19 protein-coding genes are annotated in these 16,977 nt (G+C 63.1%); 12 read left to right on the forward strand and 7 right to left on the reverse strand.

Annotated elements, in window-relative coordinates:
• Positions 1–31: 31 nt before the first annotated feature.
• From arsH to A9D12_RS01685, 6 genes are all read right to left on the reverse strand, one after another.
• Positions 32–784 carry an arsenical resistance protein ArsH gene (gene arsH / locus A9D12_RS01660; protein ID WP_068349152.1) on the reverse strand — a complete coding sequence of 251 codons (753 nt, stop codon included), beginning with the start codon at positions 782–784 and terminating at the stop codon, positions 32–34.
• A complete protein-coding gene (gene arsB, locus A9D12_RS01665; RefSeq protein WP_068349156.1) occupies positions 781–1,839 on the reverse strand; it encodes an ACR3 family arsenite efflux transporter in 1,059 nt (352 codons plus the stop codon). Before arsB ends, arsH begins: the two co-directional genes overlap by 4 nt.
• Positions 1,839–2,345 (reverse strand): arsenate reductase ArsC, encoded by a 507-nt coding sequence (locus tag A9D12_RS01670; RefSeq protein WP_068349160.1) that lies wholly within the window; start codon positions 2,343–2,345, stop codon positions 1,839–1,841. The genes arsB and A9D12_RS01670 overlap by 1 nt, the downstream gene beginning before the upstream one ends.
• Positions 2,346–2,354: 9 nt before the next feature.
• Positions 2,355–2,705, reverse strand: coding sequence for an ArsR/SmtB family transcription factor (locus A9D12_RS01675; protein ID WP_068349164.1), 351 nt, complete (start codon positions 2,703–2,705; stop codon positions 2,355–2,357).
• A 302-nt stretch (positions 2,706–3,007) separates the two neighbouring features.
• Complete coding sequence (locus A9D12_RS01680; protein WP_068349167.1) at positions 3,008–3,676, reverse strand: response regulator; 669 nt, start codon at positions 3,674–3,676, stop codon at positions 3,008–3,010.
• Positions 3,677–3,745: 69 nt separating this feature from the next.
• Complete coding sequence (locus A9D12_RS01685) at positions 3,746–5,623, reverse strand: sensor histidine kinase (protein ID WP_197489850.1); 1,878 nt, start codon at positions 5,621–5,623, stop codon at positions 3,746–3,748.
• 231 nt (positions 5,624–5,854) lie between these two features.
• Between A9D12_RS01685 and A9D12_RS01690 the strand changes: the two genes are divergently transcribed.
• The 12 genes from A9D12_RS01690 (at position 5,855) to A9D12_RS01745 (ending at position 16,022) form a co-directional block, all read left to right on the forward strand.
• Positions 5,855–6,151, forward strand: coding sequence for a hypothetical protein (locus A9D12_RS01690; protein ID WP_068349175.1), 297 nt, complete (start codon positions 5,855–5,857; stop codon positions 6,149–6,151).
• Between the two features lie 39 nt (positions 6,152–6,190).
• Positions 6,191–7,111 carry a hypothetical protein gene (locus A9D12_RS01695; RefSeq protein WP_068349178.1) on the forward strand — a complete coding sequence of 307 codons (921 nt, stop codon included), beginning with the start codon at positions 6,191–6,193 and terminating at the stop codon, positions 7,109–7,111.
• A 298-nt stretch (positions 7,112–7,409) separates the two neighbouring features.
• Positions 7,410–8,174: a hypothetical protein gene (locus tag A9D12_RS01700; protein WP_156522762.1), complete on the forward strand. Its 765-nt coding sequence runs from the start codon at positions 7,410–7,412 to the stop codon at positions 8,172–8,174.
• A gap of 111 nt (positions 8,175–8,285) precedes the next feature.
• Positions 8,286–8,684, forward strand: a complete 399-nt coding sequence (locus A9D12_RS01705; RefSeq protein WP_068349184.1) for a copper resistance protein CopC — start codon at positions 8,286–8,288, stop codon at positions 8,682–8,684.
• A complete protein-coding gene (locus A9D12_RS01710; RefSeq protein WP_068349188.1) occupies positions 8,684–9,109 on the forward strand; it encodes a copper resistance CopC family protein in 426 nt (141 codons plus the stop codon). Before A9D12_RS01705 ends, A9D12_RS01710 begins: the two co-directional genes overlap by 1 nt.
• A complete protein-coding gene (locus A9D12_RS01715) occupies positions 9,106–9,492 on the forward strand; it encodes a lysozyme inhibitor LprI family protein (RefSeq protein WP_068349191.1) in 387 nt (128 codons plus the stop codon). Before A9D12_RS01710 ends, A9D12_RS01715 begins: the two co-directional genes overlap by 4 nt.
• A gap of 12 nt (positions 9,493–9,504) precedes the next feature.
• A complete protein-coding gene (locus A9D12_RS01720; RefSeq protein WP_082925329.1) occupies positions 9,505–10,530 on the forward strand; it encodes a DUF4424 family protein in 1,026 nt (341 codons plus the stop codon).
• A gap of 641 nt (positions 10,531–11,171) precedes the next feature.
• Positions 11,172–11,924, forward strand: coding sequence for a tetratricopeptide repeat protein (locus tag A9D12_RS01725; RefSeq protein ID WP_197489851.1), 753 nt, complete (start codon positions 11,172–11,174; stop codon positions 11,922–11,924).
• A 9-nt stretch (positions 11,925–11,933) separates the two neighbouring features.
• On the forward strand, positions 11,934–12,230 hold the full coding sequence (locus A9D12_RS01730) for a hypothetical protein (protein ID WP_068349197.1): 297 nt from the start codon (positions 11,934–11,936) through the stop codon (positions 12,228–12,230).
• A 14-nt stretch (positions 12,231–12,244) separates the two neighbouring features.
• Positions 12,245–13,360 carry a hypothetical protein gene (locus A9D12_RS01735; protein WP_156522763.1) on the forward strand — a complete coding sequence of 372 codons (1,116 nt, stop codon included), beginning with the start codon at positions 12,245–12,247 and terminating at the stop codon, positions 13,358–13,360.
• A 2-nt stretch (positions 13,361–13,362) separates the two neighbouring features.
• Complete coding sequence (locus A9D12_RS01740; protein ID WP_068349202.1) at positions 13,363–15,003, forward strand: tetratricopeptide repeat protein; 1,641 nt, start codon at positions 13,363–13,365, stop codon at positions 15,001–15,003.
• Between the two features lie 56 nt (positions 15,004–15,059).
• Positions 15,060–16,022 (forward strand): hypothetical protein, encoded by a 963-nt coding sequence (locus A9D12_RS01745; RefSeq protein ID WP_068349205.1) that lies wholly within the window; start codon positions 15,060–15,062, stop codon positions 16,020–16,022.
• Positions 16,023–16,241: 219 nt separating this feature from the next.
• Here A9D12_RS01745 and A9D12_RS01750 read toward each other — a convergent pair whose 3' ends face one another.
• The gene (locus A9D12_RS01750) at positions 16,242–16,649 is read right to left on the reverse strand and encodes a tetratricopeptide repeat protein (protein WP_197489852.1); all 408 of its coding nucleotides are present in this window, start codon (positions 16,647–16,649) and stop codon (positions 16,242–16,244) included.
• Positions 16,650–16,977: the final 328 nt, after the last annotated feature.

Raw genomic sequence — 16,977 nt, forward strand, 5'->3', positions numbered from 1 at the left:
CGTAATTGTCGAGGGTTACAATCTGGCACCGCTACGGGCCTGCGGTAATAGCTGCCTTGTCCGCTAACGTCTCGACTGGCTGATCGCGTTCGACCCGCTCAGAATAGCGGTCAACCAATTGCTCGGCGTGCGGACGCAGCAGCACGGTGAAGCGCACCAGTTCCTCCATCACGTCGACGATGCGGTCGTAATAGGCTGACGGCTTCATCCGCCCGGCCTCGTCGAACTCCTCGTAAGCCTTGGCAACCGATGACTGGTTGGGGATGGTGAACATCCGCATCCAGCGCCCGAGAATGCGCAAGGCATTGACGGTGTTGAAGCTCTGCGATCCGGCGTTGACCTGCATTACCGCAAGCGTGCGCCCCTGGGTGGGGCGCAAGCCCTTGTAGGCGAGCGGCAGGTGGTCGATCTGCGCCTTCATGATCCCGGTGATCTGGCCGTGTCGCTCCGGGCTGCACCACACCTGGGCTTCGGACCACAGCGAATGTTCGCGCAGCTCGTGCACCGCCGGGTGATCGTCGCTTGGCGTCTGGTCGGGCAGCGGCAGGTCGCTGGGATCGAAGATGCGCGTCTCGCAACCGAAGAATTGCAGCAGCCGCGCCGCCTCCTCCACGGCAAGGCGCGAGAAGGAGCGGGTCCGCAGCGAGCCGTAGAGCAGCAGCACGCGCACCGGCGGGTCCATCGGGCCCAGGCCGAGCGCGGGGCGGGCATGGACATATGCAGGCTTCAGCGCAGGCAGATGCGTAGGGTCGGGCAGAGTGCGCAGGCGGGTGTGTTCGATCATGCGGGGTCTTCCGGGAAACGCGCTCGGGTGCGGTTGGCGAAGGCGACCAGCGAGAGCATCACCGGCACTTCGACCAGCACGCCAACCACGGTGGCAAGCGCCGCGCCGCTCGACAGGCCGAAGAGGCCGATGGCAACAGCTACGGCGAGCTCGAAGAAGTTGGATGTGCCGATCAGCGCGCAAGGCGCGGCAATCGCGTGCGGCACACGCCAAGCCCAGGCCCAGGCATAGGCGGCGGCGAAGATCGCATAGGACTGGATGATGATCGGCACCGCGATCAGCGCGATCAGCAGCGGGTTCGCGATAATCGTGCCCGCCTGAAAGGCGAACAGCAGCACCACGGTCGCCAGCAGGCCGATGATCGACCACGGCTTGAGCCGTGCAGTGAAGGCATCGACCGCCGCGGCATCTCCGCCATGACTGGCAATCACCCGTGAACGGGCCAGCGCGCCCGCCGCCAGCGGGATGACCACATAGAGCGCAACCGACAGCAGCAGCGTCTGCCACGGCACGACGACGGCGGTCACGCCCAGCAACAGCGCAACGATCGGCGCGAAGGCGACGATCATCACCAGATCGTTCGCCGCCACCTGCACCAGCGTGTAGGCAGGATCGCCCCGCGTCATCTGCGACCACACGAACACCATCGCGGTGCAGGGTGCTGCGCCGAGCAGGATCAGCCCGGCGATATATTGCTGCGCGTCGGCGCGCGGCAGCAGGTCGGCATAGAGATAATCAAAGAACAGCACCCCCAGCGCCGCCATGGTGAAGGGCTTGATCAGCCAGTTGATTACCAGCGTGATCACCAGCCCCTTGGGCTTCCTGCCGATGTCGCGGATGCTGCCGAAGTCGACCCCGACCATCATCGGGAAGATCATCGCCCAGATCAGCACCGCCACGACAAGGTTGACCGAGGCATATTCAAGCCCCGCCAGCATCCCGACCGCGTCCGGCGCGGCGCCCCCCAGCGCGAGCCCGGCGAGAATGGCAAGCAGCACCCAGAGCGAAAGAAAGCGCTCGAACAGACCGAGCGGCGAGGCGGCGGCGGCGCTCATCAGGCGGTTCCTTCCATCGCGCCGATGTCGGCAAGAGCGGCTTGCAAGGTGGGCTTATCCAGCCCCGCCCGGTCGAGCGCGAGGAAGGCCCGCACCCGCATTTCCAGCAGACGCCAGGTTTCCTCGAAGGCAGCGTCGACCTCCGCTTCCGAGCCCGTCACATCAGCCGGATCAGGCAGCCCCCAATGGGCCTTGAGCGGACTGCCAAGGAACACCGGGCAGGCCTCGCCGGCCGCATTGCCGCAGACGGTGATCGCAAGGTCGATCGCGGGTGCATCGGGAGCGGTGAATTCGTCCCAGCTCTTCGACCGGAAAACGCCTGTGTCGATCCCGCGTCGCGCCAGTAGTCGCAACGCACCGGGATGCGGCACGCCCTTGGGCTTGCTGCCGGCGCTGAAGGCACGAACCCGGCCTTCCCCCAAGTGGTTGAAGAGCGCCTCGCCAAGGATCGAGCGGGCCGAGTTGCCGGTGCACAGCACCAGAACGGTGAAGGGGGTATCACTCATCGCAAGGCCTCAGTTTCGGGGATCGCAGGCAAGCCCAGCCATCAGGTCGCCGCACATCTCGGGCGCCCCTTGGCAGCAGTCTTGCACCAGAAAGGTCAGCAGGCGGCGCATCGCGGCATAGTCCGCGCGGTAGTGGATCAGGCGGCTCTCGCGCTCGGATTGCACCAGCCCTGCCCGCTCGAGCGTGGCAAGATGATGCGACATGGTCGACGGCGGGACTCCGCAATGCTCGGCAATAGAGCCCGCGATCATGCCATCGTGGCCCGCCGTCACAAGCATCCGAAACACGGCGAGCCGCGTCTCATGAGCCAGCGCACCAAGCGCATCCACTGCCCAGACTTGTGTTTCGATATCGTCCATATCCGACACCCTTCGGTCTTTATCGAAATATCGGGTAACACGGTTGCGTCAATCCATAATTCGAAAACTATCGAATTGGTTCTGGAGACCGCGATCCGTGCACCAGAGTGCAACTAATGATGTCCGCTCCGGTTTCGGTTTGCAAATTTCCGCTTTCGGACAGAGATCCGCTGAAGCCGCCAGGCAAGTTTCGGGTTCGCTCGCGAGCAAAGCGCGTGACCGGGTATGGGTGCTTCTCAAACCGGCCACTATCTGGATCTGAGCTGTGCCATCTCGGATAGCCTGAGGCTGAAGCCAAAGGCCTATCGGTATAGCCCGGCGGCCCTCAGCGCCTCGCTACGGCTGCGCACTTCAAGCTTGCGGTAGATCGACTTCACATGATTGCCGACCGTGTGCGGCGAGATGCCGAGATCGCGGGCGGCTTCCTTGTAGCTGCGTCCGGCGGCGAAGGCGCGCAGCAGGTCATGCTCCCGCGCTGTCAGGCCATCGCTGTCGGGCGGGCCGGATTGGGTGCCGATCGGCGGGGTCTGGCGCAGGAGATCGATCAGATAGACCGCCGCTGCCGGGCTGACGGGTGCGCCGCCATCGAGCGTGATCGCCACGCCGTCGCGCACCTGTTCGGGGGTACTGTCCTTGAGCAGATAGCCGTCCGCCCCCGCCGACAGCGCGCGCACCACGGTATCGCGGTCCCCGAATGCGCTGACCATCAATGCCTTGGCCGAGGTATGCGCCTTGATTTCGGGCACCAGATCATAACCCGATCCGTCAGGCAGGCCGATGTCCATCAGGAACAGGTCCGGCGCCAGTCCGATCAGCGTCCGGCCCGATGCCAGATCATGCGCCACCCCGACGATCTCGTAGCGACCGGCCTCCATCAGCACCTTCACGAAATATTGCCGGACGGTCGGATCATCCTCGATGATCGCGATGCGGGCAGGTGCGCTGAGGTCGCACGGTTCGGGGTCAGTCATGCAGGATGGCTATCACGCAAGCGGCGAGCGTGCCATGCCATGACATGGCAGGCGCGGCATGGTGGCTGGTCATGCTGCTTCGCGCAGTGACGCTGCGGGCAATGTCAGCGTTGCGATGGTGCCGATGCCCGGTTCGGATTCCAGCGCAAACTCGGCGCCGATACCCTCAGCACGGCGCGCCATATTACCAAGGCCACGGCCAGCCCCTGCAGCCGCAGTGCCTGATCCATTATCGGCCACCGTAATCGCCACCCTTTCAGTCGGACCGGCAGCCACAGTCACCTTCATGGAGGTCGCGCCCGAATGCTTGAGCGCGTTGGTGACCGCCTCTTGCAGGATGCGGAACAGCTGGAGCGTGTCACGCGGGCCAAAGGCGGGGAAGGCGAGATCTTCTGCCTGCTGCCAGTCAAAGGCAAGGCCAGCGGCGATGACCTGAGGCTGGATTCGCGCGCGAAAGGTGGCCAGCGCGGCCTCGACCGATTCGCCAACCGAATCCATTGAATCCACCATCAGCCGCATCTCGTCGATTACGCTCTGGAGGCCCTGCGCCACTTTGGACGGCTCGGCCTGCCCCATGCGCGCGGCGAGCATCATCGACATCAGCTGGCTGCCAAGGCCATCGTGAATGTCCTGCATGATCCGCCGCCGTTCGGCATCATGCGCCTGTTCGCGCACCAGTTCCTGCTCTCGCGCATAAGCGACGGCAAGTTCGGCCTCGCGCTGATCGACCTTGTCCTGAAGCATGGTGTTGAGCGCGCTCTGCGACTGGAACAGACGGAAGTTGCGGGCGAGGAACGCCGTCACCATTGCAAGCATCAGGAACGGCGCGGCGTTCTGGAGATTGCCTTCGCCGAGCGGGGAATCGGGATAGAGGTTGGTTATCGCATCCATCGCCGTTGCCACCACCAGCACACTCATCAGGGCGCTCTCAAGCAGACGGTTTTCGCGCTCACGCGCAAAGTGCCACAGCAGCCGGGCCAGCGTTGCCGCGCTCAACCCAGCCAGAACGTAAAACCACACCACCGTCGGCGCATCATAGGCCTCAGGCATTGGCGTTCCGAGCAGTCGCCACAGGACGTAGGCCAGCGCCGCGCCGAAAACCGTGAGCACAGCAGGCATGAGCCTGCGCAAGGGGCGGCCTGTCCAGGCGTCGATGAAGCCGAGCAGCGCCACCGGCACGAACATGTTGATCGCAAAGAACAGCGCCATTCGCCACCACCCGTCGAATGGCGGCGCGAGCCACAGGCCATAGAGATAATTGGCCACCAGCGCGCCGGACAGGACGCTAAGCCAGGTGGCGAAGCGCCAGTCATCCGACCGGAACACCATCACCGTGGCAATCAGACCGAGCAGCCCCAGAAGCAGCGCGGCGTAGTCGCGGAACGCGTTGAGGTTCCAAAGACGCGCTGCAGAATAGGCGCGCATCGCTTCGTATTCGCCGACCAGTGGCGGGTAGATGTCGGTATAGGGGAACCCGTCGCGTAGTGTGATGTAGGTCAGCCGGTTATCGCCCTGCTTCAGCAGCCCCGCCGGAATGCGGGTGAGGAAGGTCTTCTGCCCGTGAAACGTGCCTGCCCCCGGCGTGACGCTGCCTTCGCCCACCAGCAGCGCGTCGTTCACATAAAGCCGGTAGTTGTCCACCTGCAAGGTCGACACGATGCCAAGCCCGGTGGGCGGCACGTCATCGACATTGATGGCAATTTCCACTGCAAAAATCGCAGTGTCACAGCAGTGGGTCCAAGGCAACTGCACGTCCTCGAACCGCGCCTCGCGCGCTGCTGCCAGCGTGGGCGTTTCAAGCCGGGCGATGCGGGTTGCGGTCTGCTCGATCTGCGGCGGAGCCTCGCCTCGGTGAGCGCGGAACAGGGGACCATCGATCAGCAGCCAGAACACGGCCTGCACCACAAGGATCGTTGCCACCAGCTTGCCCAGCTGGCGCCACTTCATTTGCCCCGACAAATTCAGCCCCCTGAAATTCTTCTTATCCGCATTCATTAGCAAGCGTTTGCCGTCACGCAACTGCGGGCTAACTGTGGGTTGCTGGCAAAAGTCGGTCCGGCGGGATGCCATGATATGGCAGCATGATTCATGGCATGGGACAGTGCCGTTCTGAGGCTTAGCAGGCTCTCCATCGCATCAGGCAGTGGTTTCAGGCTGCCGCAACATGGGGAACCCGACATGAAACTGCGTCTCGCCATTGGCCTTGGCGGCCTGCACCTTTCGCTGCTTTCGGCGCTGGCCTTTGCCAGCATGGGCGCGCCTGCAATGGCGCAGGGCCAGAACGAGGCGGCGGTCAAGAAGCCCAGCGGCGGGGTCGCCTGCCCCTCGGGCTGGCGCTCGGTCCCCGGTAACACCTCGATGTGCGAACCGCACGAGAGCAAGGCGCCGCTGATCTACGCCAAGAAGGACAAGGAAACCTGCGCGGACGGCTATTACGAAGTCTACCGCCTGTGGTGCTCCACCCGTCGTCCGTAAGCCTCAAAGGGGGGGGGAATTAAAATGCGGAAATCACTCATGTCAGCCGCTGCGGCGGTATTGCTGGCGCTTGGCGGATTGGCAGCAGCCAGCCCGGCGGCCGCGCAGACCGGCCCGGCAACGATCCCGGCCGCTTCGAACGGCGGCTGCCCGGACGAATACACCCGCGGCACATCGATCAGCCCCAAAAAGGGCCAGACCAATCCTGACCTGTGTTACGCAGACGGCAAGTCGCCGCCGATGGTGGCAATGAAGCGGACCACGTCTGAACCGTGCCCGTCGGGCTTACGTCCGGACAGCAGTTCCAGCTATTTTTGCACGAGCAAGCCCCAAGAGCGCACATGGTCGGCGGAAAACAACCTCGCCAAGGACACCAAGCTGCCCAAGCCGTCCAAGGGCGTGCGCTGTCCGACTGGGTGGGCATCCACCACGCAGCTCGACAGCTGCTACACCACGCTCGACAACCCCCCGGCAACCCGGTTGAGCAAGGGCAAGCCCTGCGCCGCTGGCGAGATCGAGGAATGGGGCACCTGGTGCACCGGCGATCTTTCGGGCGTGACCCGCGCCAATGCCGAAGGCCATGCCTCGGCCGATTTCAACAAGGTGTATATGCACCTCCAGAGCAGCGGCGGTGATTGGCAGGGCATGAAGTGCTGCGTCTCTCCGGCGGCCTCGGCCTGGTACGCTGAAAGGGGCCAATACCGCACCATGCGCATCAACGGGGAAGATGTGCCCGTCGATGACAATGGCAACCCGGTAAAGGGCGCTGGTAAAGCCGTCGCATCCGGCAGTGGTGGCAACGAAAGCACCACTGGCGACGAAACCCCGGCCAGCCAATGCACCAGCGGTTCTTCGACAGGCGCCGCGATCGGGAGCGCGATCGGTGGAGATGCCGGTGCAGCGCTGGGATCAATGCTCGGCGGTCTCGGCAAGAAGAAAAAGAAGAAGGCCGGCTGCTGACCATCCAGCGCCGCACGATCCAAGCTGCCCCGCCTTGGGGGGGAGGGGCAGCGGGCGGGTGTGCAACGCGATCGCGATCCGCACCCGCCCCATCACTTCATGGAGATTTTCTATGAAACTGCTTTTGTCCGCCACCGCCGCCAGCCTGCTGGGCCTTGCCTTCTCAGCAGCCCCTGCCGCCGCGCAGCAGACTGGTCCGGCAACCATTGAGGTCGCGAGGACGGGCTCTTCGTGCCCAAGCGAATATCGCAGGGGTGGTAGCGGCGTATCTATCGGAAACAGACCGACGAGTCCGACAATGTGTTACGCTTACAGTGACACGCCGCCTTACGTGATGAAGAAGGCCAGCCTTTCGGACCCGTGCCCGGCCGGTCTGCGCGCGGAGAGCAGCGGGAGCCTGTGGTGCACCAACAAGCCCGAAGCGCGCGGCATGGCACCTGAACAATGGCTGGCGAAGGGCAAATTCCCCAAACCGTCCAAGGCCGCGCGGTGCCCGGCGACCTACCGCAGCAGCCTCGATTTCACCGAATGCTACACCTCGATCGACAACCCGCCCGCCGTGCGCCTGTCGAAGGGCAGGCCCTGCGGCCCGGACGAGGTGAACGAGTTCGATCTGTGGTGCACTTCGCGCTTCGATCACCTGCCCTATTCGGAAATCGAATCCGCAGCCTTCGGTGACTATGCCAAGCTGCTCGATCTGGCAGCGGCAGAAGGCCGACCCTACAGCACGGTGCCGGGCAACGGGCAGGAAAACAAGGCCTCGCCCGGGATCCGCGCCTGGTATCAGGCGCAGGGCAAGCTGACCACGGCTGCCGCAGCCCCCGCCGCCTCCGGCCCGTCCAAGGGTGACCACACCAGCGCCGCAGAAGACGAAGCGCGCGGCATGGCCGCAGCGCGGGGCATGACGGGCAGCAATGCCGGCCAGCCCGCCCCGGCCCAGTGCAACAGCGGATCGGCCACGGGCGCTGCCATCGGCGGCGCGGTCGGCGGGGATGCCGGCGCGAAGATCGGCTCGATGCTGGGCGGCCTTGGCAAGAAGAAGAAAAAGCAGGCCGGCTGCTGACGACAAAGCCTCCCGCAGTTCAAATGCGACCCGTTTGCGGGGGGTAGACTGGCGGGCGTGCACGGCTTTGGACACTGCGCGCCCGCCTTTTTCGCGAGAAAGGATGCCTCGATGAAATCCCGTTTCCTGATGACCGCTGCGGCCTTGTTCGCGATCGTAGCGCCTCTCGCCCCAGCTATGGCGCAGCCCGCGCCCGAACTCGTCTTCGCCTTGCCGGTGACCGACGGGATGGAAAGCGAGCCGGTCTCGAACGTGCAGCTTACCTTCAACACCAACGTGACCATCAGTCATGTCGACATCGAAACGCCCGATGGCGTCAAGCTGGTGCTGTTCGATGTGATGGCCAATGACGGCGAAGGTCAGACCAGCATGGTGTTCAGCTTCGATCTGCCCGTGCCGATCGTTGCCCCCGGCCAGTATTTCATCAATTACGTCGCCGAGGTGAACCGCAAGGACGGCACCAGCGACAGCGTTTCGGCCCATTCCTCCTTCACCATGCTGGAGCAGTGATGCGCGGCCGCCTGATCCTGCCGGCCCTTGCGGCGGTGCTGGCCAGCCCGGCAGCGGCGGAAAAGCTTGACGCGCGGGCGATGCTCGTCGCCTCCACACCCGCCAAGGACAGCACGGTAGAAGCCGGGCTGGACACCATCACCCTGACCTTTGCCGAACCTGCCGAGGTCATCAGCGTGACGCTGCGCCTGCCTGACGACAGTGAAATGGCGCCTGTTCCCGAGGCCCCGGCCAGACGTGGGCGGCAGAAGGACTATCGTTACCGCCTGCTAGCGCCGCTGGAGCAGCCGGGGAGCTACGCGATCTCCTACCTCCTCATATCGAAATCGTTCAAATCGTTGAACGGCTTCATCGATTTCCAGATCGCGGGCGAGGAAGCGGTCGCGGCCAGCGAATATGCTGCCGAACCGGAGACCGAAGAATGAGCCACACCCGCATCCTTCCAGCAGCGCTGCTGCTGGGGCTTGGCGTTTGCTACACCGCCAGCGCCGCTTCAGAGGCGCCGCAGGCCAAAGTTTCGCCCAGCTTCAACTGCGCCAAGGCGCGCGCCGGCAGCATCGACAAGGTGATCTGCGCCAGCCCGGAACTCTCGCAGCTCGATCGCGACATGGACGAGGACTACATGCGCGCCATGGCCGAAACCCCGCGCGCGATGTGGCCGGATATCCTCGCCGAACAGCGCGAATTCATCCGCAGCCGCAACAAGTGCATGGGGATCAAGAAGCAGCGGCACCACTGCATCGCTTTCGCGTATGAATCCCGCATCCAGCGGCTGGCCGACTGGATCGACGGTTCGTGGCAGGAATAGGGAGGCGCTAAGATGGCGATGATGCGATCCGCGGTGATGGCAGCCGGCCTGCTGGCATTCCTCCCCGCGCCCGCCAAGGCCAACGACACACAGGCGGCGCTCGGCCTCGGCGGGCTGATCTTCGAACGCAGCGACGAGATCGCAATGGAAAGCGAGGATCTCTACCTGTCTCACGACAAGGTGCGCGTGCGCTATACCTACCGCAATCTGACCAGCAAGCCGGTGACCATCCTCGTCGCCTTCCCGCTGCCCGATGTGCCGCTGGATGGCCGCGATCTGGAATGGATCGAAAGCGCCTATCCCGACTGGGACGCGATCGGCATGACGACCAAGGTCGATGGCAAGCAGGTTGAATTACTGCGCATCGATGTGCCCAAGCTTGGCGGCAAGGACATCTCGGCAAGGCTCAAGGAACGCGGTTGGCCGGTGCGATATTGGCAGGACGAGGGCTTTCACGCCCGCCTTGCCGCGCTTTCCGCAGACGACAAGTCCGAACTGGTGGGCGAGGGCCTGCTCAGCGCGGATCAGTTGACCGGACACGAATTGCGTCCGCTGTGGACCGTCTCGACCGCCTTCGTGCGCACGCAGACCTTTCCCCCTGGCAAGGCCGTGACGGTCGAGCACGCCTATGAACCCATGATCGGGGGTACGGTCACTTCGGCGCTCGACCGCGAGGCGCGGTATGAGAGCATGGCCGGGCCTGACGGCTACGAAGCGCGCTACTGCGTCGATGGTCCGTTCCTGCGCGGCTATGATCGCCGCCGCTACACCGCAGATGGCGGGCGCATTGAAACAGTCATGCCGGTCGAAACCTGGCTCAGCTATGTGCTGGCCACCGGCGCCAATTGGAAGGGGCCGATCAAGCGGTTCAAACTGACGGTGGACAAGCCCGGCCCGCAGGTGCTGGTCAGCCTGTGCATGGATGGTCTGACGAGAGTTTCCCCCACCCGGTTCGAAGTGGTGAAAACCGATTTCGAGCCCACTCGCGACATTGACATTCTCTTTCTCGAGGTAGTCTCATCCGATGGCGGCAGCTAAGATGGGGGCACGTTTGGAATGACGCGAAATGCGCCACATAAATCCGGCCGATGCACAAGGGCCGGCACTCTTTATTGCGCGGTCTGCCGAACGCGGCTGAGCCCGTCACTTGAAATAGCCACACGACCGGCGCTTGATCAGGCACCGATAGCCTTCGCGCATGGAACCCCGGTCGTTCCCACTGGCCATGCCATCCGTTCGTCACAGCCTGCGCCCTGGATTTCAGCAGCGTGCCGGATACTCATGTCGGTCCCGCAACACTGGCTTAATCCGGACGATGTGGCAGCGTGGGTCCAAGAGGCTGCTGACGGATCGGGCATGTCGGGTTGCTGTGGGCCGACAGGGGTGTCGGGGCCCAACCAGCAATGTCGCCGTTGCAGGTCACTTGTCGGTGTGTTGCAGGACGACTGCATAACGCCGCGCGTTTTCATGCCAGACCCGGAAAAGACGTTCTGGGCCGAAAAAGATGCCGACCATCTGCCGTGGTGAATGCCCCGGTCGGCAACCCCGTTCCAGGGTCTGGCGTTTCGTCGTTTTTCTACAATCAACCATGAGCACATTGTGAAAATCGGCGATTCGCCGGTATGTCCGTATGGTGTTCGGCGCTGCGGGGGGGGTATCGCGATTTGTCGGGATTGATTTTGTCATCGCAGGCTGCGCTGGGCCTTCTGGCATGCGCTCACGCCTATGACATTGCGCGCAAGGAAAACCCTCTCGATCCCCGGCTTCGCGAGCATGCAGCCATTCTGGCGCGGCAGGTGGACGACTTTGGTCACGCCGGTTCTGAAAGCGATCCGTCCGGATCGTCGCTGGCCGATGGCTGGGCCACGATGGTGACCCAGTGCGACACGCAGTTCCGGCAACCCTTTGGCGAGGTGTCGGATTGGCTGGCACATGGCGCGGGATACGCAAATCCTTCCCCGGATCCGGCCGCACTCGAATGGAACCGCAAGGCAGCCGCAGCTGGCAGCGCGGAAGGTCTTTGGCGCGTGGGTCATGCTTATCGCTATGCAGGGTCCGGGGTGACACCTGACCGAGAGGAAGCGCATCGCTGGTTCCGTATGGCGGCAGCGCGCGGGCATCCCGATGCCGCGTTGCAACTCTATCAGGACCTCTACCCCGACGATGCGCCGGGAGCTGCGTCAGCCGATGCCATCGCGCTGCTTGATCTGGCGCTTGCAGGCCGCCTCCCCGATGCCGCTTACCAGATGGCTCTTGCAATCTTTCTGGGCGTGCGGGGCAATGGCGATCCGGTTCTGGCAGCCGCCTGGATGCACATTGCCGCACGCGAGGGCAGCGAACTCGGGATCGACTCATTGCCCAATGTGCTCGAGCCGCTGAACTCTGCACAGCGCGAGGCCGCGCTGGTGCTTTCCCGAACGCTCCAGAAATAGGATTTGCCGATGTTTATCCTGTCCCTTGCTTTGCTGGCGGCATCATCGACGGCGCCCGATCCCTACATCTGTCTCGGCACCACCGCGCGCGCCATTGCAGAGCTCCGCGAAGCTGGACGCGAGCCGGAGGCTCGGCTGCTTGCCGCGCAGTCGATCTGGCTGGATCAGGTTCGCCCGGCCGTGCCCGGCACGGCCGATGCCAGCCTGATCGAGGATGCCCGCATCAGCCGGATTGACCAGCCGCGACGCGCCTTTCGCCGCGATCTGAAGCGCTGCCTTGCCCAGACGCCAAAGCCTGCCAAGTGAAGGTGCAGCATCGGATGATGAAGACTGCGATCGCCGCTTTCGGTTTGCTACTCGCCAGCGCCGCGCAAGCGACCACGTCCTGTGTGGATTCCGCCCATGCCCCGCTTGAAGGGCAATCGAACGTGCCCCTGCCCACCGGGTTCGAGCCGTGCGATACCGGCGCGCTGATTGCCAAGGGCGACACCAATATCTGGCGCTGTAAGGTGCAGCCCGGCTTCGAAGACAAGGTCGGCGCGACCTATCTTGTCGTCATCGAACAGGGCGGCCGGATCGTCGCGACCGAACGCGACGACATGGAGCAGGGGCCGCTCGATGCGCTGCGCTGGTACGAGGTCGATTTCGACCGCGACGGCGCCCACGAACATGTCATCGCCCGCCGGGTCATGGAAACGCCCGCGCATGCCATCCAGCAATGGCGGGTCAGCATCCATTCGGCAGACTGGAGCAAGGTCATCACCAGCTTTGATGGGGTGGAGGATTTCGGCCCCGATGCCATCTTCCGCGATAGTCCGGATGAAGGGTGCCTCATCCTCCAGACCCGCTATGAGGCGCTGCCGGGCGAAGGCGAGCAACTGGCGCTGAAGGGCAGCCTGTGGGCGATCGTGGATGATGAGCCCGTCGCACTGGCAGAAGAGCCCGAACCCCGCGTGCTGGATGCCGCCTTCATCGCCGAGCGCCAGCAAGCGCCCTACCCTGACGACTACATGCGCACGCCCTTCCGCTGGCTGTACGGGCGTGATCATGAGGCGGAACAGGCCGCGACAAGCCCGCAAGATGAAGCCGCCGCCAAACTGCTTGGCGCGGTGCGCGGCTATGTCCTGCTGGGCGAGGCGTGCCGCGAACCGCTGGGCAACGATCTGGCCAATGCCTTCGCGATCAATGCGCGCGCCGCGCTGGAAAGGCTGGGCGGCGATGCCGCAGCCGCGCAAGTCTTCGTCAAGGAGGCGAGCGAAGTCGCCGCCTACAACTGCGCGGGCGAGGGCCCATGCTGGCGCAAATATTTCGATATGCCGGATGCCACCGACGCGCAGGGCTTTGCCGCCTGCGCCACCGCCGCTGCGCAAGCGCAGGAAGATTTCAGCACGATCATGGTCACCGCAATGACCATGGGGTCGTCACAGGAGCGTTGAGAATGAAAAGACTGTTGTGGCTGCTGCTCGCCCTTGTTTCCGCCGTGCTGAACCCCGTCGCGGCGTTGGCGCAAGACGGCGCTGCGCTCAGGCCGGTGCCGGTCGCGCTGAACGGCGCGGATGAGATGAAGCTGAAGGGTGACTTATGCCGATATGGCTTTGTCGCATCGGAAACGAGGAAATTCAGCGGCGATGAGCGCTTGGCCGCTTGCCGCGAAGCCTATGTCGGTTTCGGCGGTAGTGCGTTCCACCGGAACGATATGGCAATGAGCCTGTGTGTCGACAGGAAAAAGACCGGCACTTTCCAGATCGCCGCGCAGGACAGGGATCTCTGTTACAACGCGGCCGTCGATACCTTTGCGGTGACGCTTACCGAACCCCTCAGCGTCCATTCCCAGCTTCTCGACGCGCTGCCTGCGCTGTGCGATGCCGGGCACTATAAAAGCTGTGTGCTTCTTGCACGCATCTCGATGCTGCGGCCCAAGGAATTCGCATCGCCGCTGTCGGCGGCCGATGCCGTAGCGACGCTTGAGCGGGCGTGCACGGCGAAGACCCGAACCGCCTGCTATTATACCGCACAGATCGCGTTCAAGGCCAAGGATTGGGCACGGACAGGCACTTTTCTTCGGCAGGAATGCGCGCTTGGCACCAAGGACGTGTGCGATGAAATCACGCGTCTCGGCTCACGCGGCGATGCAGGTTTCGAATTTGCCAGAGGGATGTACAAGTCCGACATCGAATTGTTCGACGAAGCCTGCTGGCGCGACGAGGACAGGTCCAGCTGCTTCATCGTGGCCCGGTACAAACAGCGGGTCAAGGAACTCGACATATCGACGGCGCGCCGCGCATGTTTCACGGGCGATGCCGGTTTTTGCGAAGACTTGGCGAAGCAGGAAGCCTTCGAAGGCGATCTCGGCAAGGTTGACGATGCCTTGTATCGCGGCTGCCGGCTCGACATCGGTCTTTGCGATGAACTGGTAAATTATCGTTCGGGCAAGCTCGTTTACGAACGCTCGCCCGATTTCCTGCCGCCTGATCCGCAATATATTGCGGCGCGGCTCGTCGAAAGCCGGGCCGCACGCGATGCATCGGGCAAGCCGGCGGCGACCTTCTTTGAAATCATGCTGTGCGACATCGGCGATCTTTCGGCGTGCAAGGAACTTGGGATGAAGGTTCCGCGCGACACGCCATCCTTTACAATGCCGCCAATCAATGAATTCGTCAGCAAGGTGCAGGCCAAGGCCGACGAGAAATGCCGACAAAAGCGCGAGGCGGATTTCTGCCGCGAAATGGCGATCGTGCTGCGCCCGCGCTTCAACGGCGAGCAGGCGATCGACATGCCGCGCGCCGCGCGTTTCGGTGCGGCGGCGTGCATGCTCGGCAAGATCGACATGTGCGGTTTCTCCGGCGTCGCTCTGGTCGAAGGCCAGCACGGCGGCCCGCCCGATCGCAAGAACGGCAGCGCGCTGCTCGACAAGGGGTGTAGCGGGCGCGATGCAGCGGCGTGCTATTTCTTCGCCACGGTCCTTGCACAGGATGGCCGGTTTGATCAGGCCAAACTTGCCGCGCAGACTGCGCTTCAAATCAACCCCGCCTTTGCCGAAGCAAAGGACCTTCTCGCCAAGCTGAATCAGGAGCAATGATGCCGCTTTCTTCATTCTCTCGCGCGGCGCTCCGCCATGCACTCGCTGGTACGGCCATGGCGATGGCCACTGCAACCATGGCTGCACCCACTCCGCGCGGCGTGCCGAAAGAGGTGTACGCCGCGGTCAAGGCGCGCTTCGGCACGGCTCACGCTGCCTTGTATGAAGGCGCTGACGGAGCGCCCGTGGTGCCGCAGCCACCGACCGTTATGTTCCGCAAGGTCGACATCAACCGCGACGGCACTTCCGATTGGCTGGTCGATTACGAACGCGCCAGCACCGTAATCGGCGGGTTGTGCGGCACCGGCGGATGCCTGAAACAGGTCTTTGTCTCGCGCGGTGATGGCAGTTACGGGCTCGGCTTTGCTGCCCAAGCGATCAAAATCACCGTGAAGCGCGCAAATTCCGCCATGCCGGCGGTTCTTGCGAACATGCACGGGGTTCATTGTGGCGGAACGGGCAGCGATGCCTGCGTAATCCCGATGCGATGGGAACCCACCGCAGGCAGGCTGGTGCCTGTTGCTTACCCAGACGGTGCCGCCGTTATCCGACCTTTTGACGCATTGGCCGATGCCCCCGTGGCCGCGCCGCCCACCATTCTCGCAAAGCGCGATGCGGATCGCGCGATCTGCGAAAAAGCGGGCTTCACCTTGCCGGACGCAGATGGCGAAAGCGCCACTTACCCCTTTCTCGATGTTAACGGCGATGCGATCCTCGACTGGATTGTCCAGCCGTATTGTATGCAGTCGGAGACCGATGACCCGGTCGAAACGCCGGACGGCGCCCAAGCCGCCATGCCGGTGCTCGACAATGCCGTGTTCGTCAGCCGCGGTTCGGATTTCGTGAATGTATGGTCTGGTCCGGACAGCCTGGCGTTCGACTTGACTGGGGCTCAGCCGGCTATGGTGGTGTCACAGGAGGGTTCGATCTGCGACAACGATGAAGCGGGCGCCTGTGATGCCACAACAACCTACATCTGGGACAAAGTCTCCAGCAAGATCATGATATTGGCGCAATAGATAATCCACACCTTCTCTGTCGCGGCGGGAATCGCAGTTCATCATCCAGTGCCGACAAGAGCAGCTGCGCCTCGCGGGAGCGATTGCAATTGCTTTTCCAACGCGGCCAGAACAGAATAGTGCAACCACTCCGTCTGTTTGATCGACCGGTCGATTGGCATTTCATTTCGATCGGACACGATCATCAGTTGGCCGTCTTCAGAAACTTACAGGCCGCTTTTAGCCCTCTAACGCTGCCAGCGCTTGCTTAGCTTGGCTGTAACCGGGATCCAGCGATAAGGCGCGACGCATGTACATTTTGGCCTTGACGCGATCCTGTCCGACCGGGTCGCCATTGGCGTAAATCGCGCCCAAATTGTAGCAGGCCCGAGCACTGCCCCGATCGCAACCCTTTGCGAACAGTGCCATCCCTTTCCATTTGTCCTGGATCAGGCCCCAGCCTTCGTAATACAGAAGGCCAAGGTTGTAGCAGGCATCGCCTTCACCACGATCACAAGCGATCGAATACTCAGGGACTCCGACCTGTGCTTGCAGGGCCGGCGCAAGCAGATACATCCCGACCATAGATATGAAAGCTGTGGGCATAAGGGAAAAGCCAGATTTGATCGATTTCCTCGATTTTGTCATAGAACCCTTCCCCCCTTGAAGTCGTTTGTTTGCATGAGCGATGGTTAGCTCTGCCTGCATCCGATGACGTTGCTAAATGATGAGGTCAATACAGACGCAAGACTTGGCAGGATTTTGAAAACCGTCGTGTGCGTCCTCGCGGTTCCGACCGCGAGGAGTAGTCTGACAGGTCACCACTTATGCTTGTTCGTGCCCTGCGGTAAGACGGGCTGCGGTGAGGCACCAGCAAATGCTGGCGGCGCGTGCCGCGAGACATGAAGACGGGCTTTTAAATCCTATTCACAACAAGCAAATAGTCATAAGCTTGACGCATTAGCTGCGCGAATAA

Source organism: Erythrobacter neustonensis (genome assembly GCF_001663175.1).
Lineage (GTDB): Bacteria > Pseudomonadota > Alphaproteobacteria > Sphingomonadales > Sphingomonadaceae > Erythrobacter > Erythrobacter neustonensis.

What these genes read in the sequence shown, in the direction of transcription:
- arsH (WP_068349152.1), bottom strand. Translation starts at nt 784, where the DNA reads ATGATCGAACACACCCGCCTGCGCACTCTGCCCGACCCTACGCATCTG.
- A9D12_RS01695 (WP_068349178.1), top strand. Translation starts at nt 6,191, where the DNA reads ATGTCAGCCGCTGCGGCGGTATTGCTGGCGCTTGGCGGATTGGCAGCA.
- A9D12_RS01670 (WP_068349160.1), bottom strand. Translation starts at nt 2,345, where the DNA reads ATGAGTGATACCCCCTTCACCGTTCTGGTGCTGTGCACCGGCAACTCG.
- A9D12_RS01720 (WP_082925329.1), top strand. Translation starts at nt 9,505, where the DNA reads ATGGCGATGATGCGATCCGCGGTGATGGCAGCCGGCCTGCTGGCATTC.
- A9D12_RS01750 (WP_197489852.1), bottom strand. Translation starts at nt 16,649, where the DNA reads ATGACAAAATCGAGGAAATCGATCAAATCTGGCTTTTCCCTTATGCCC.
- A9D12_RS01730 (WP_068349197.1), top strand. Translation starts at nt 11,934, where the DNA reads ATGTTTATCCTGTCCCTTGCTTTGCTGGCGGCATCATCGACGGCGCCC.
- A9D12_RS01745 (WP_068349205.1), top strand. Translation starts at nt 15,060, where the DNA reads ATGGCGATGGCCACTGCAACCATGGCTGCACCCACTCCGCGCGGCGTG.
- A9D12_RS01680 (WP_068349167.1), bottom strand. Translation starts at nt 3,676, where the DNA reads ATGACTGACCCCGAACCGTGCGACCTCAGCGCACCTGCCCGCATCGCG.
- A9D12_RS01675 (WP_068349164.1), bottom strand. Translation starts at nt 2,705, where the DNA reads ATGGACGATATCGAAACACAAGTCTGGGCAGTGGATGCGCTTGGTGCG.
- A9D12_RS01715 (WP_068349191.1), top strand. Translation starts at nt 9,106, where the DNA reads ATGAGCCACACCCGCATCCTTCCAGCAGCGCTGCTGCTGGGGCTTGGC.
- A9D12_RS01690 (WP_068349175.1), top strand. Translation starts at nt 5,855, where the DNA reads ATGAAACTGCGTCTCGCCATTGGCCTTGGCGGCCTGCACCTTTCGCTG.
- A9D12_RS01705 (WP_068349184.1), top strand. Translation starts at nt 8,286, where the DNA reads ATGAAATCCCGTTTCCTGATGACCGCTGCGGCCTTGTTCGCGATCGTA.
- A9D12_RS01685 (WP_197489850.1), bottom strand. Translation starts at nt 5,623, where the DNA reads ATGAAGTGGCGCCAGCTGGGCAAGCTGGTGGCAACGATCCTTGTGGTG.
- A9D12_RS01700 (WP_156522762.1), top strand. Translation starts at nt 7,410, where the DNA reads ATGTGTTACGCTTACAGTGACACGCCGCCTTACGTGATGAAGAAGGCC.
- arsB (WP_068349156.1), bottom strand. Translation starts at nt 1,839, where the DNA reads ATGAGCGCCGCCGCCGCCTCGCCGCTCGGTCTGTTCGAGCGCTTTCTT.
- A9D12_RS01710 (WP_068349188.1), top strand. Translation starts at nt 8,684, where the DNA reads ATGCGCGGCCGCCTGATCCTGCCGGCCCTTGCGGCGGTGCTGGCCAGC.
- A9D12_RS01740 (WP_068349202.1), top strand. Translation starts at nt 13,363, where the DNA reads ATGAAAAGACTGTTGTGGCTGCTGCTCGCCCTTGTTTCCGCCGTGCTG.
- A9D12_RS01735 (WP_156522763.1), top strand. Translation starts at nt 12,245, where the DNA reads ATGATGAAGACTGCGATCGCCGCTTTCGGTTTGCTACTCGCCAGCGCC.